This is a genomic window from Cypionkella sp., assembly GCF_036782355.1.
Lineage (GTDB): Bacteria > Pseudomonadota > Alphaproteobacteria > Rhodobacterales > Rhodobacteraceae > Cypionkella.
In genome coordinates this window covers 1-13,864 of sequence record NZ_DAIPZF010000053.1, presented here as the reverse complement: position 1 = coordinate 13,864, position 13,864 = coordinate 1, and the positions used below count along the sequence as shown (strand labels likewise).

Annotated in this window: 13 protein-coding genes, 1 tRNA gene and 1 pseudogene; 6 read left to right on the top strand and 9 right to left on the bottom strand. The window is 60.2% G+C overall.

The window, feature by feature from the left end:
- The 8 genes from V7Q10_RS14775 to fabA form a co-directional block, all read right to left on the bottom strand.
- Window positions 1-90: transfer RNA gene (locus V7Q10_RS14775), tRNA-Ser, on the bottom strand.
- 68 nt (window positions 91-158) lie between these two features.
- Complete coding sequence (locus V7Q10_RS14770) at window positions 159-866, bottom strand: response regulator transcription factor (RefSeq protein WP_333869903.1); 708 nt, start codon at window positions 864-866, stop codon at window positions 159-161.
- Window positions 863-2,449 (bottom strand): sensor histidine kinase, encoded by a 1,587-nt coding sequence (locus V7Q10_RS14765; protein ID WP_333869902.1) that lies wholly within the window; start codon window positions 2,447-2,449, stop codon window positions 863-865. The genes V7Q10_RS14770 and V7Q10_RS14765 overlap by 4 nt, the downstream gene beginning before the upstream one ends.
- Before the next feature lie 81 nt (window positions 2,450-2,530).
- Window positions 2,531-3,337 (bottom strand): delta-class carbonic anhydrase, encoded by an 807-nt coding sequence (locus tag V7Q10_RS14760; protein ID WP_333869901.1) that lies wholly within the window; start codon window positions 3,335-3,337, stop codon window positions 2,531-2,533.
- 224 nt (window positions 3,338-3,561) lie between these two features.
- Entirely contained in the window at window positions 3,562-4,359 is a 798-nt protein-coding gene (locus V7Q10_RS14755) for a metalloprotease (RefSeq protein ID WP_333869900.1), read from the bottom strand.
- Between the two features lie 36 nt (window positions 4,360-4,395).
- On the bottom strand, window positions 4,396-5,184 hold the full coding sequence (locus tag V7Q10_RS14750; protein ID WP_333869899.1) for an enoyl-ACP reductase FabI: 789 nt from the start codon (window positions 5,182-5,184) through the stop codon (window positions 4,396-4,398).
- Window positions 5,185-5,207: 23 nt separating this feature from the next.
- Entirely contained in the window at window positions 5,208-6,437 is a 1,230-nt protein-coding gene (fabB, locus tag V7Q10_RS14745; protein ID WP_333869898.1) for a beta-ketoacyl-ACP synthase I, read from the bottom strand.
- Between the two features lie 108 nt (window positions 6,438-6,545).
- Window positions 6,546-7,055: a bifunctional 3-hydroxydecanoyl-ACP dehydratase/trans-2-decenoyl-ACP isomerase gene (gene fabA / locus V7Q10_RS14740; RefSeq protein ID WP_333869897.1), complete on the bottom strand. Its 510-nt coding sequence runs from the start codon at window positions 7,053-7,055 to the stop codon at window positions 6,546-6,548.
- 137 nt (window positions 7,056-7,192) lie between these two features.
- On the opposite strand from fabA, the gene V7Q10_RS14735 reads away from it, so the two are divergent.
- Window positions 7,193-8,446 (top strand): MFS transporter, encoded by a 1,254-nt coding sequence (locus V7Q10_RS14735; RefSeq protein WP_333869896.1) that lies wholly within the window; start codon window positions 7,193-7,195, stop codon window positions 8,444-8,446.
- A 38-nt stretch (window positions 8,447-8,484) separates the two neighbouring features.
- Window positions 8,485-8,916 (top strand): iron response transcriptional regulator IrrA, encoded by a 432-nt coding sequence (gene irrA, locus V7Q10_RS14730; RefSeq protein ID WP_333869895.1) that lies wholly within the window; start codon window positions 8,485-8,487, stop codon window positions 8,914-8,916.
- A gap of 48 nt (window positions 8,917-8,964) precedes the next feature.
- Here the strand turns inward: irrA and V7Q10_RS14725 are convergent, their stop codons facing one another.
- A complete protein-coding gene (locus tag V7Q10_RS14725; protein ID WP_333869894.1) occupies window positions 8,965-10,482 on the bottom strand; it encodes a bifunctional metallophosphatase/5'-nucleotidase in 1,518 nt (505 codons plus the stop codon).
- Window positions 10,483-10,639: 157 nt separating this feature from the next.
- Between V7Q10_RS14725 and V7Q10_RS14720 the strand changes: the two genes are divergently transcribed.
- The 4 genes and pseudogenes from V7Q10_RS14720 to V7Q10_RS14705 all read left to right on the top strand — a co-directional run.
- Window positions 10,640-10,978, top strand: a complete 339-nt coding sequence (locus tag V7Q10_RS14720; protein WP_333869904.1) for a DUF952 domain-containing protein — start codon at window positions 10,640-10,642, stop codon at window positions 10,976-10,978.
- A complete protein-coding gene (locus tag V7Q10_RS14715; RefSeq protein ID WP_333869893.1) occupies window positions 10,975-12,036 on the top strand; it encodes a quinone-dependent dihydroorotate dehydrogenase in 1,062 nt (353 codons plus the stop codon). The genes V7Q10_RS14720 and V7Q10_RS14715 overlap by 4 nt, the downstream gene beginning before the upstream one ends.
- Window positions 12,037-12,166: 130 nt before the next feature.
- Window positions 12,167-13,396 carry a tryptophan synthase subunit beta gene (gene trpB / locus V7Q10_RS14710; RefSeq protein ID WP_333869892.1) on the top strand — a complete coding sequence of 410 codons (1,230 nt, stop codon included), beginning with the start codon at window positions 12,167-12,169 and terminating at the stop codon, window positions 13,394-13,396.
- 226 nt (window positions 13,397-13,622) lie between these two features.
- A pseudogene (locus V7Q10_RS14705) lies at window positions 13,623-13,864 on the top strand (hypothetical protein); the annotation flags it as partial.

Here is a 13,864-nt window from a genome sequence, read left to right as displayed (position 1 = left end):
TGGCGGAAGCGGTGGGATTCGAACCCACGGTACGGTTCCCCGCACGCTAGTTTTCAAGACTAGAGCCTTAAACCACTCGGCCACACTTCCTGCGCTAGTGTGCTTATCATTCCTGTCGCCAAGTTCAAGCGGCGATGCGTGTGGTTTGGGTAAATGCTTTACGCTTCGGGGGCGTTTGGGTTGGGCGCGGGGTCGTGCAGGCGGTAGCCTCGGCCTCGGATTGTCACAATCCTGTCGGCGGCACCTAAAGGGGCGAAATGGCGGCGCAGTCGTTTGATATAGACATCGACGACATTGGTCAGAGGGTCTTCACTGGCGCCCCAGACATGCTGCAAAATCCGCGATCGGCTAAGAACTTTGCCTTTTTCCTGCATCAGAAACTCGAGCAGCGCATATTCCAGCGAGGTCATCAAAAGTTGGGTGCCATTCAGGGTGACGATTAGGGCTTCGGTGTCAAAGTGCAGATCGCCGGCTTGTAAGGCCCGAGGCTGGCGTGGCGGTGCCATCTCGCCGCGCCGCGCCAAGGCTTGCAGCCGCGCGGTCAATTCGTCGAAGGCAAAGGGTTTGGTCAGGTAGTCATCGGCTCCCAGACCAAAGCCTTTGACCAAATCGGCCGTGGTCGCCATTGCGGTCAGCATCAGGATTTTGCTGCGCACCCCGGCCTCGCGCAGCTTTTGGCATATCTCGCGGCCATTCATGCCTGGCAGCATCAAATCAAGGATAATCGCATCAAAGCTTTGGCCGAGGGCGGCGTCATAGCCTGCCAGACCGTCCCGCTCCCAGACCAGCAGATGGCCTTCTTCGCGCAGGCCGCGCAGCAAGAAATGCGCAATCCGCTCTTCGTCCTCGATCAGCAGCAGTTTCATAGGGCTGCGGGCTCCTCGATCAGGGGAAAACAGGCCAAAAGCTTGGCGCCACCGGCGCTGCTGCGCTGCACGGCGATGGTGCCGCCATGCGCCGCGGTGATCGAGCGAGCGATGGCAAGGCCAAGGCCTGTGCCGGTGCGGCCGGTTTGGCGGCGCTCCGAGCCTTTGACAAAGCGCTCAAAAATCCGCGGCCAATCTTGCTCGGCAATCCCCGGGCCATCGTCGCAAACCGAAAGCAGGGCCTGACCGTCTTGGCGGGCGACCGCGACTTTTATTGCGACGCTGCCGGGGGCGTGTTCCAAGGCATTGCCAATCAAGATCCGCACCAGCTGCGCAAGCCGGCCCCGATCGCCGTGGATCAAGATCTCGCCTTGGCCAAGATCCACAGCAATGCTAGCCTCGCGTTGCAGCGAGAGGCTTTGCATCTGCTCGACTCCCAGGGCGACGGCATGGGCAAGATTGACCTGCTCGGCGCGAAAGTCCAGCACACCGGCCATCTCGCGCGCGATCAGGAACAGGTCGCTGACGGTGGTTGTCAGCTCTTCAGTGATCGAGACGATGGTGCGAAGTGCGGCGGCCTGCGCGGCAGGGCGGGCCGATTTGCTGCGCAGCGCCACCTCGGCCTCGCCCCGAATGGCGCTGACGGGGGTGCGCAATTCATGGCCGATGTCGGCAAAGAACTGCCGGCGCAGCGTGTCGCTTTCGCGCAGCTCTGCAAGTGCGGCCGTAAGTGCCGCTGTGCGCTCGGCCACCCGCTGCTCAAGCTCCTGTTTGGCCGCCTCCAGCGCGTCTTGCTTTACCTGAATTTGCTGCGCCATTGTGGTAAAGCTTTGCGCCACCGCGGAAAACTCATCACGACCGGGCAGGGTGATCTGATAGGCCAGATCATTATTGGCAATGGCTTTCGCCCCCATGTCCAGCGCGCGCAAGCCAATCTGCAACCGCCGCAGTAAGGTCAGGAAAATCGCCGCCGACAAGAAAATTGCGATCAGCATTGCAGCCCAGGCCGTGGCCTGTGCAAAGCTTTGCATCCTGCGAATCTCGCTTTGAGCTTGGCTCAACTCGGCGCGCTGCGCGGTGGTGGCGGCTTGGATCAGGGTTGCGATTTTGACATCGACCTGACCTTGCAACACTGCCACTGCCTTTTCTCGACCCGCAGCGATTTCGCCGCGACGGATCATCTGGGCGGCGCTGTCGATTTCGGTGAGGGCGGCGGTGATCTGATGGCGCAGCAGGGTCAGATCGGCCAAAGTGGCGAGGTTGGGCGCGTTTGCCGCCAAAGCTGCCTCTCGGTGCAGGGTGGCGTCAATCTGGTTCAACGAGACGGTGATGTCTTGCGCGGCTTGTCCGAAGTCAAAAGCAAAGTTGCCGTCGCCCGAGATCAGGTCGCGGCGGGCTTGCTTGAAGGTGCGAAACACCGAGGCCGAGAGCTGGAAATACCCCGAGAGGCTTTCATGCGCGAGGCTGCTGCGCAGATGATTGGCGTCATTGCGCTGGGTCGAGACGATAAGCAACAAGGCCGTGCTGATCGCCACGGCAGTCAGGGCAGCATAGGCAATGAAAAACTTGGTACGAAACAACATGCGCCTTAATACCTAGCCCCAAATGCTTTGCAATTGGTTTCGCCCCCCCTCGCATAAACGCAAAGGGGGGGCGAGACAGGCTTAGTTGATCGGCGACAGCAGGTCTGGGTTTTCCACCAGATTGCGCACGCCATGCGCGTGATCTTCGCCAAAGACGTTATTTTGGAACCAAGCGTCAACGCTGGCGATATTCACCTTGACCACCTGCGGCCGCACGCTCCACGAGACTTGCAGCGGCGAGCCTACTTCATTGTAGCCCGGCCCGGTGGTCGAGCCTTCGTACTGCACCGGGGTGCCAGTGTTGGCGGGGATATTGATCGCCTGATGCACACCGTCCACGACATCATGCGCGGTCAGGGCGACAAAATCTGCGGCGGCAGGGTCGTTGACCAGCACATAGACTTGGGTTTCAACGCGCAGCTGTGGGTTGCTGATGGCCTCGCTCAGGCAAGCGCCAAGTGTTGGGCCGGGGGTAACTTGGGCGGTGGTGTGGACATAATGCACCTCGATGGTGTCGCCCGAAACCAAGCCGCCATGGCCCTTGTCACCAACGGCTTTGCCAAAGGGGGCCAGTTCGGCTTCGGTCAGGTTGCCCGCGTATTTAAAGCCGGTGCCAAAGCCCGCGCCATCACCATTTCCGGCAAAAAGCGTGAACTCACCGCCCTGATGCTCGGCACCATCATGGAAGTGGATGTTGCACAGGTTCATCTCGGTATAGGCTGGGGCTTCGGCGAAAACGCGGTCATTGTTGCCGGCAACCGTATCAATGTTGCGCGGCGATTGCGGGCCAAAGCCCTTGCCGGCGGTGTTTTCGGCCAAGGCGGCGCGCTGGCTGGCGATCACCGTATCCGCAGCCATGCCTTCGGCAAGGGCCAGAGATGTCGTCATCAAGAGCGCGGTTGCGGAAAGAACAAAGGTTGATTTCAGTTTCATTTTTGACCTCAGTGTTGGCTTGGGTTGCTTTAATGAAACTAAGGTGGGGCTGGTTTTGCGCATTACGAGAGGCCTTAATCGACCGTTCATTCCGCGTTCATTTTCGGTTCATAAAAAGGCAAGGCTGGCGCCAAAAGCCTGTTTTGTGCAGCAGAAAAGCCGCGGTTTCAGCTTTGGGGTTAAAGAAACCGCGCCAAAAGCGCTTGGCCGCCGATGAAAAAGGCGGCCATGGTTGCAAGATAGGCAAAAAGTGCCAGCAGGGCGCTGCGCTTGGGCATCGGACGTTGTTGTTGCAAAAGCTGCTCTGATTGCAGCAGGTTCGGCCAGCTGATCATCACAAAAAACAGCAGGAAATAAGACCGTGTGATCAGGCAAAGGGCCGCTGCCAGCACCGTCATCGCAATCGAGGCCTTATGCGTCGCAGCAGGGATAAAGCTGTACACAAGGTTTTGCGTGATGCGGCCACCATCCAAAGGCCAAAGTGGCAGCAGATTGAAAAAATTCAGCGCCCCCAGAACCATCGCCAAAACCGACAGAAATTGCGCCAGCTGAAACGCGGGCAGGCTGCTGGCGTTTTGAAAGATCAACTGGGCGGTGGCATAGCAAAGCGCCATTGGCGCAAGGCAGATCGCAGGCCCCATCAGGGTGATAAAGACCGACCTGTCAACCGAGGCCGGCGCGCGGCTGGAAATCGCCACGCCGCCCAACAGCGGGATCAACCGAAACCTTGCATCAGAATGGCCGCAGACGCGAAAGGCCGCGACATGGCCGAATTCGTGGATGATTACGGCAACGATCAGCGCCATGCCAAACATGATGCCCCAAAGCACCCAAGCTGCCAGCAGTGCCAGCACCCCCAAGCCCAGCGCCTTGGCGTCAAAGCCGATAATTTGTAGCCCACCCTGCGCCACCCAGCCGTCGCGCAGGATTGCCCAAGTTCCGGCCATCAGGCACAGCGAAAGACCGAATTCAAGCAAGGGCATCTCCGATCAGGCGAGGGGCGGGGGCTTGGGTCAGAGGTTGTCTTGCTGCGGCATGCCCAGAACGTGATAGCCGCTGTCAACGTGGATAATCTCGCCGCTGGTGCATTTGCCGTAATCCGAGCAAAGATAAACCGCCGTGCCACCGATCGATTCAAGCGTCGCGTTTGATCGCAGCGGCGCATTGGCTTCGGTATGGCGGAAGGTGGCACGCGCGCCGCCAATCGCAGCCCCTGCAAGGGTTTTCATCGGGCCGGGGCTGATGGCATTAACGCGCACCTGCTGCGGGCCCAGATCATTGGCAAGATAGCGCGTCGCCGATTCCAGCGCCGCTTTGGCCACGCCCATGACGTTGTAATTTGGCGTCACGCGGTTCGATCCGCCATAGGTCAGGGTGATCAGGCTGCCACCATCGGGCATCATCTCGGCGGCGCGGCGCGAGACGTCGATGAAGGAAAAGCACGAGATCGCCAGCGAATTGCTGAAATTCCCGCGCGAGGTATTGATAAAGCGGCCCGTCAGCTCGTTCTTATCCGAAAAGGCGATGGCGTGGATCAGAAAATCCATCGTGCCCCAGCGCGATTTCAGCGCCGCAAAACAGCCATCAAGGCTTTCGTCATTGGTGACGTCGACATCAACCAGAAAATCACTGCCGACTGATGCTGCAAGCGGTTCAACTCGCTTGCCAAAGGCCTCGCCCTGATAGGAAAACGCCAGCTCTGCCCCCTCGGCGGCAAGGGCGGAAGCAATGCCCCAAGCGATGGAACGTTCATTCGCGACACCCATGACAAGCCCGCGCTTGCCCTTCATCAAATCGGCCATTCTGGCACTCCTCTTAACGGCACTCAGGCCGAGTATTTACTCATCAATAGGGTGGCATTGGTGCCGCCAAAGCCGAAGGAGTTCGACAAAACTGTGTCAAGATCGACGTTTTCTTGCAGCACAGTGGCAATTTCTGCCGCATGCAACTCGGGGTCCAGCGTGGTCACATTGGCCGACGCGGTGATGAAGCGACCGTTCAGCATCAACAGCGAATAGATCGCCTCTTGCACGCCAGTAGCCCCCAGGCTGTGGCCGGTCAGCGATTTGGTCGAAGAGATCACCGGCGTGTTGCCTTCGCCAAAGACACGACGAATGGCTTTGACCTCGGTGACATCGCCCGCAGGGGTCGAGGTGCCATGGGCGTTGATATAGCCAACCTTGCGGCCCTGTGGCAGGGTGGATAGCGCCAGCTTCATCGACCGCTCGCCACCCTCACCCGAAGGCGCGACCATGTCAGAGCCATCCGAGGTGGCGCCGTAGCCGGTGACTTCGCCGTAAATCTTGGCGCCGCGCGCAAGGGCGTGGTTCAATTCTTCCAGCACCACAACGCCGCCACCGCCTGCGATGACAAATCCGTCACGCGTCGCGTCAAAGGCGCGGGCGGCCAGTTCTGGGGTGTCGTTGTATTTTGACGACATCGCCCCCATCGCGTCAAACAGACACGACAGCGTCCAATCCAGTTCTTCACCGCCGCCAGCAAAGACAATGTCTTGCTTGCCCATCTGGATCAGCTCGGTGCCATTGCCGATGCAATGCGCCGAGGTCGAGCAGGCCGAGGTGATCGAATAGTTTACGCCCTTGATCTTAAACGGCGTGGCAAGGCAGGCGGAATTGGTCGAAGACATGCCCTTGGTGACCATGAAAGGCCCCATACGTTTTGGGCTGCCGGTTTCGCGCACGATGTTATGGGCCTTGAAGAACGACTTGGTCGAAGGCCCACCAGAGCCCATGATCAGACCCGTGCGTTCGTTCGAGACATCGGAAGGTTCCAGCCCCGAATCTGCCACCGCTTGCGCCATGGCGATAAAGTTATAGGCCGCGCCATCGCCCATAAAACGCAGATCGCGCTTATCGATGTGATCTTCCAGCACGATATTGGGTTGGCCGTGAATGCGCGAGCGAAAGCCGTGTTCGGCATAATCGGGCGCAAAGACGATGCCGGATTTGCCCGCGCGAAGCGAAGCCTCGACCTCGGTGACAGAGTTGCCAATCGAGGAAACGATGCCAAGACCAGTGATTACAACGCGACGCATGGCGCTCTCCCTTCGTGTTTCCTCCTATCTAAGGGTTAGGGGCACGAGGAGCAAGAGGCATGGGCTTGGCAGGCCTGCGCCCCCGAAATGGGGGGCGCTGCCACCGTGTCAGCTTTCGCTGAGGGCGACTTTCATATCTTTGACGATATAGATCACTTCGCCGTCCGCTTCGACGATGCCATCGGCGACACCCATGGTCAGACGGCGGGTTTGCAGCGCCTTGGTGAAATTGATCCGGTAGGTCAGCATCTTGCGATCAGGACGCACCATGCCGGTCAGTTTGACCTCGCCGACGCCAAGCGCATAGCCGCGCCCCTGCCAGCCGCGCCAGCCCAGGTTAAAGCCGGTCAGCTGCCACAGACCATCTAGCCCAAGGCAGCCTGGCATGATCGGATTGCCCGGAAAGTGGCAGTCAAAGAACCACAGTTCCGGCGTGATGTCGAATTCGGCCACCACATGACCCTTGCCATGCTCGCCGCCATCGCCCGAGATTTCGGTGATGCGGTCCATCATCAACATCGGCGGCGCGGGCAATTGGGCATTGCCCGGCCCAAACAATTCGCCGCGTGCGCATTTCAGAAGGTCTTCTTTGCCGAAGGATGTTGGAAATCCGCTCATGCCTCTATGCTCTCCCATAGGCTGGTGCTTTAGGCTTTGGTGTAACACTTGGCGCAAAGCGGACGCAAGCGCGCAGCGGGGATTGACGCGGCTCAGGCGTGGCGCAAGATCGCAGGCAAAGACCACAGGCGGGGCAGATGACGCAATTTCAACGGTTTTTCTGGGCCAGCGGCTTGGCCAATCTTGCCGATGGGGTGGCGACATTGGCTTGGGTTTGGGTGGCAAGTCTTCTGACACGGGATGCGGCGCTGATTGCGCTGGTGCCGATGGCGCTGCGCTTGCCTTGGGCGATTTTCGCGATTCCTGCGGGGTTGGTGGCGGATAAGTTGGATCGGCGGCGGTTGGTGGTGGCGATGGACGCCTTGCGCGCTGTGGCCTTTGCGCTGGCGGCGGGGGCTTTGTGGGGGGCGGGGGCTTTGCCTGAAGCGCCTGCCGCGGGGGTGGTGTCGCTGCCGCTGTTCATGGCGCTGTGTCTGGCGGCCCTGACGGTGGGGGTGGCCGAGGTGTTTCGCGACAATGCCGCGCAAACCCTGCTGCCCGCACTGGTGCCCGATGCCGGGTTAGAGCGGGCCAATGGCCGGCTGTGGACCTTGGAGGCGGTGACCAATCAAATGCTTGGGCCAGCCTTTGGCGCCTTTCTGTTGGGAAGTGCGCTTGGTTTGCCTTTTGCGATCAATGCCTTGGCCTATGCTGTGGCGGCGGTCTTGATGGCGCAGCTTTCGGGAGAGTTTCGCCCGCATAGTGGCAAGCCCGAGCCGTGGCGGCCAGCGCTTGCCGCTGCCTTTGGGTTTTTGCGCGGCCAGCCGCTGTTGCGCCTGCTGGCGGTGATCACCGGATTTTGGAACATGTTCTTTGCGATGCTGTCCTTTGCGCTGATCTTGCATGCGCAGGAAAATCTGCGGCTTTCTGCGCAGGCTTACGGCTTTGTGCTGATGGGCATGGCGGCGGGCGGGGCGCTGGCGGGGCTGGTGGGGGACCGGATCATCGCGCGGTTTGGGGCGCGGCGGGTGATGCCCGCGGCCCTGATGCTGTCGGCAATCATGATGCTGATGGTGCCGATGATGCCGAACGGCTGGGGGCTGGCGGGGTGTTTTTTCGTGTTTGAGCTGTCGGGGATCACTTGGAACATCGTGTCGGTCAGCCTGCGGCAACGCTTGGTGCCGGATGCTTTGCGAGGTCGGGTCAATAGCATTTACCGACTGCTGGCGTGGGGGATGATCCCGCTGGGCACGGCGCTTGCGGGGGCGATGGTGGGCTGGGCCGAGCCAAGTTTGGGGCGCTCTGTGGCGCTGACGGTGCCGTTATGGCTGGCAGGGGGCGGGCTGATGGCGGTCAGTTTTTCGGTTTTGCCAGCGCTTTGGCGGCGGCTGGCACGGCCCTCTGGCGAATAGCATTTGAAAATCCCCGACAAAACGCGATATAAGGGCTGATGGACAGCAAAACGCATCACACCCTTGCCACGACGCGGGGCACGACTTGGTTGGCCGCAGGGGGCTTGCGCCCAACGCGGCAGCGGCTTGCTTTGGCCGGATTGCTGGTGGGCGACGGCATGGATCGCCATGTCACTGCCGAAAGCCTTTATGCGGCGGCAGGCGATGCGGGCGAAAAGGTCAGTCTTGCCACGGTTTATAACACCCTGCGGGCGTTTTGCGCGGCGGGGCTGTTGAACGAAGTCGTGGTCGATGGCTCGCGCAGCTATTTCGACACCCGGATTGACGATCACCCGCATTTCTATTGGGAAGACAGCAACGAGCTGACCGACGCCCCCGCCGAAGATCTGGTGATCGCAGAATTGCCCGATGCGCCTGCGGGCATGGTGGTGTCGCGCGTCGATGTGGTGATCAGGCTGCGCCGCGCCTAAGCTGCGGCGAAGATCTGACATCCCCGCCGCAGATTTCTTGCTTGGCGCTTACTTGCCCAAGACCTTGATGCGGCCCTCGACAGCGGGCTTCACCGTGCCCATTTTCTCGACATAGGCCATCACATCATTGGCCACCAAATGCCCGCCCAGCGATGGGTCCAGCTTGCCACCGCCAAGCGCTGCATAGCCGTCGCCGCCGCCAATCAAATAGTCGTTGGTCGCAACCTTATAGACGGTATCAAGGTTCAGCGGCGCGCCTGCGATCATCACCTCGGACACCCGCGCGCCGGCTGGGGCGGTGGGGTCATAGGTAAAGCTTAGGCCCGAAACTTGGGCAAAACGGCCCGCGCCCTTTTCGACTTGGCTGACCGAATTTTCAAGCGCTGCAAGCACTTGCGACCCCGGCAAGGCGGTGACTTGCGTGGTGTTGCCAAAGGGCAGTTCGGTCAGGATATCGCGGCGCGTCAGTTTGACGCCCGCGTCATAGGTGCGATCAGCGCGAATGCCGCCGCCATTCATCAAGGCGATATCGGCACCTGTTTGCACACGCAGCGCATCGGCGATCAGATTGCCCATGCTGCTTTCCTCGCCGCGCACCACATTGCGGCGGCTATCAAGGGGCGTCTCGGACATACCGATTTCCACGTTCAGCGTCTTATCCAGCCCCGCCTCTAGGGTTGCGGCCAAAGCTTCGGTTTCCGGATCAGGTGTCACGCTGGCGGTATCGATAAAGCGGAAATTCGGCACCCATTTGATCGTGCGCTTGCCGTCTTTTTCGCCAATATCCACCATCAGATCCAGCGGCGACAGGAATTTTCCGTCGATCGAGGTTTCAACATAAGCCGTCACGCCATCATAGGCGGTGGCATAGGAATGATCATCGCCCGAAAGCACCACATCAAACGCATGGCTTTTGATCAGGGCGCGGTCGTTCTCCATATCGGTCTGCACCACGCCAACCACCAGATCGACCCCCGCCTCGCGCGCGGCCTTGGCGGCAGCAATTGCGGTTTCAACCGTTGGCAAAAACACCAGATCACCGGTCGAGGCGACACTGGGCGAGGTGTCTTGCGCCACAGGGATCAGCGCGATCTTCAGCCCAGACACCTCTTTCACCATCACGCCGCCCAAACCCGCAACCGGGCTGCCGTCGGCTTGGGTGATATTGATCGCAGCCCAAGGATATTTCGAGGCCTTGAGCTTTTCGACAAAGTTTTCCGGCCCAAAGTCGAACTCATGGTTGCCCGGAACCGCAAGGTCAAAGGGCACGATATTGGTCAGATCAATGGTGTTCTGGCCCTTGTCAAAGCCCGAAATCAGCGAAGGCGACAGCATATCGCCGTCAAAAACATAAAGCGTATTGGGGTTGGCCGCGCGCTCGGCCCGCGCTACGGCGTTCAGGCGCGCAAAACCACCGCGCCCGCCCGATTCGCTAAAGCTATAGACATCGCCCACCCCCAGCAGGGTCAGCTTCACGGTTTCAGCCAGCGCAGGCGCCGCCATCAGTGGCAGGGCTGCAACCGCACCAAGCAGGCAGGCGCGCAAATTCAAAGAAAAATGGGTCATGGGGATCTCCGCTTGAGGGGTGGGGATATTTTACAATTCTGTTACAATGCGGGTTTGATCGGCTTGTGTCAAAGCCGCAGTCCCAAAAACCCTAGGCGGCAGATATGACGCTGGCATGACGCTTGACCGCAGGAACGCGGCAGGGCATGAGGCGCTTATGGTGATATATAAGATCTTTCTTCGCCCCGAATGGGATGCTTTTCGCGCCGCAGGTCAGACCGCAGGCGCGCCTATTGATCTGGCCGATGGCTACATCCATTTTTCTGCCGCGCCGCAGTTGGCAGAAACCGCCGCAAAATATTTCGGTGATCTCAGCGATCTTGTGCTGGTCGCCTGCGAGGCCGACCGGCTGGGCGCGGCGCTGAAATGGGAAGCCTCGCGCGGGGGGGCGATGTTCCCGCATCTCTATCGCAGCCTGCTGCTGACAGATGTGTTGTGGGACAAATCTCTACCACTGGGCCACTCGGGTCATATTTTTCCTGAAGGTGTGTTTTGAAGCTGATGGAACGATTGGGCCTTGCCGCCCTGCACCGGTTTGACCCCGAGCGCGCGCATGGCCTGTCGATCAAGGCGCTGGGCGCAGGTCTGGTGCCGCTTGCAGGCACGCCCACCTCGTCGCGGCTTGCCTGCGATCTGGCGGGGCTGGCGCTGCCCAATCCGGTCGGGCTTGCCGCAGGCTTTGACAAAAACGCCGAAGTCATCGGTCCCTTGTGTCGTGCGGGCTTTGGCTTTGTCGAAGTAGGGGCGGCGACCCCGCGCCCGCAACCGGGCAATCCGCAGCCAAGACTGTTCCGCCTGACCCAAGATCGCGCGGTGATCAACCGCTTTGGCTTTAACAACCAGGGTGCTGTGGCGATTGCGGCCCGGCTTGCGCTGTATAAGCGCGGCACGGTGCCGGTGGGGCTGAACCTTGGCGCCAATAAGGACTCTGCCGATCGCGCTGCCGATTTTGCCGATGTGCTGGCGGTCTGCGGCCCCTATGTTGATTTTGCCACGGTGAATGTAAGCTCGCCCAATACCGAAAAACTGCGTGATCTACAGGGCCGCGCCGCCCTGACCGCACTGCTTGGCGGCGTGATGCAAACCCGCGATGACCTTGCGCGCAAGATCCCGATCTTTCTGAAAATCGCCCCCGATCTGACCAGCGATGAGCTGGCCGAAATCGCCGAAGTGGCGCTGGCGGCAGGGATTGCGGGCATTATCGCCACCAATACCACACTGTCGCGCGCGGGCCTGCAAAGCCCGCAGCGCGATCAGGCCGGCGGGCTTTCGGGCGCGCCCCTGTTTGAAAAATCCACCCGCGTATTGGCACAGCTCTCGCGCCTCACCGACGGCAAACTGCCGCTGGTGGGCGTCGGCGGCATCAGCTCGGCCGATCAGGCCTATGCCAAAATCCGCGCCGGTGCCTCGGCGGTGCAGCTTTACTCCGCGCTTGTCTACCAAGGCCTCTCGCTCGCCTCTGACATCGCCCTCGGCCTCGATCAGCTTCTGGCGCGCGACGGCTACACCAGCCTGACCCAAGCCATCGGCACAGGCCGCGATGCCTGGCTTTAAGCCTTCATCTGTCTAAAAATATCCTCGGGGGGCGGTTTTGGCGCAGCCAAAGCCGGTGGGGGGCAGACAGCCCCCCTTTTCGTCGCGGCCCAAGGGCGCTACATCAAGTCAACAAGATGGGAGAGCAGCGATGGAAGACGGCGTGAACAGCTTTATGACCGGCCCAGATGAGCAGGGGCGTTTTGGCAAATTCGGCGGACGGTTTGTCTCTGAAACCCTGATGCCCTTGATCCTTGATCTTGAGGCCCGCTATGAATTTGCCAAGACCGATCCGACCTTCTGGGCGGAAATGGAAGATCTGTGGAAGCATTACGTCGGCCGGCCCAGCCCGCTCTATTTCGCGCCGCGCCTGACCGAACATCTTGGTGGCGCTAAGATTTACCTCAAGCGCGACGAGCTGAACCACACTGGCGCGCATAAGATCAACAATGTGCTGGGCCAGATCATCTTGGCGCGGCGCATGGGCAAGACCCGCATCATCGCTGAAACCGGCGCGGGTCAGCACGGCGTCGCCACCGCCACCGTTTGCGCCAAATTCGGCCTGCAATGCGTGGTCTATATGGGCGCACATGATGTCGAACGCCAAGCGCCGAACGTCTTTCGCATGCGGCTGCTGGGCGCAGAGGTGATTCCCGTCACCTCGGGTCGTGGCACCTTGAAAGACGCGATGAACGACGCTTTGCGTGATTGGGTGACCAATGTGCGCGACACGTTCTATTGCATCGGCACGGTGGCGGGCCCGCATCCATACCCTGCGATGGTGCGCGATTTCCAAAGCATCATCGGCAAAGAGGTGCGCTGGCAACTGCCCGAGCAGGAAGGCGAAGGCCGCCTGCCTGATACCATCATCGCGGCCATTGGCGGCGGCTCGAATGCGATGGGGCTGTTCTATCCCTTCCTTGACGATCCATCGGTGAATATCATCGGTGTCGAGGCGGGCGGCAAAGGCGTGGACGACCGCATGGAGCATTGCGCCAGCCTCACCGGCGGCCGCCCCGGCGTGCTGCACGGCAATCGCACCTATCTGTTGCAAGACAACGACGGCCAGATTCTGGAAGGCTTCTCGATCTCGGCAGGGCTGGATTACCCGGGCATCGGGCCAGAGCATTCCTGGCTGCACGACATGAAGCGTGCGCAATATGTCAGCATCACCGACGCCGAAGCGCTTGAAGCGTTTCAGCTGTGCTGCAAGCTCGAGGGCATTATCCCCGCGCTGGAACCCAGCCACGCGCTGGCCCATGTGATGAAAATCGCGCCGACCCTACCGGCTGACCATATCATCGTGATGAATATGTGCGGGCGCGGCGATAAAGACATCTTCACCGTGGCCAAGCACCTTGGCTTTGATATGAAGATCTAAAGTACCTGTTATCAAAGACTTAAAGCGCGCGCCTGCACAGGGCTGCGCGCTTTTTCTTTGGGAAATTGCCTCTAAACTTTGGTTTAGGGCCACAAACCTTTGGTCCATTGCCGACGCATAGGCCTTTCGGGCAATAGCTCTGGCGGCAGGTCTGGGCCATCTCTGGCGCATGGTTGCAGCGTGCAGCCCACAGAGTGACCCGAAAATTTTTAACAGGAGATATCCCATGACTTCGACAACCAAAGCCCTGATCCTTGGCGCTGCCTTTGTTCTAAGCGCCGCTGTGGCACAGGCCGCCATCACCGTGGCAGATGTACTGCCAACCTATCAAGACGGCAGCTATAGCGCGGTTGAAGTGCGCGAAGGCGCCACCCGCATCACGGTCGAGGCAACCAAGGGCGGCGTGCGCACCAAGACCGTTTATGACAAGGCCAGCGGCGCCATCCTGACCACGCAGGACTATAGCAC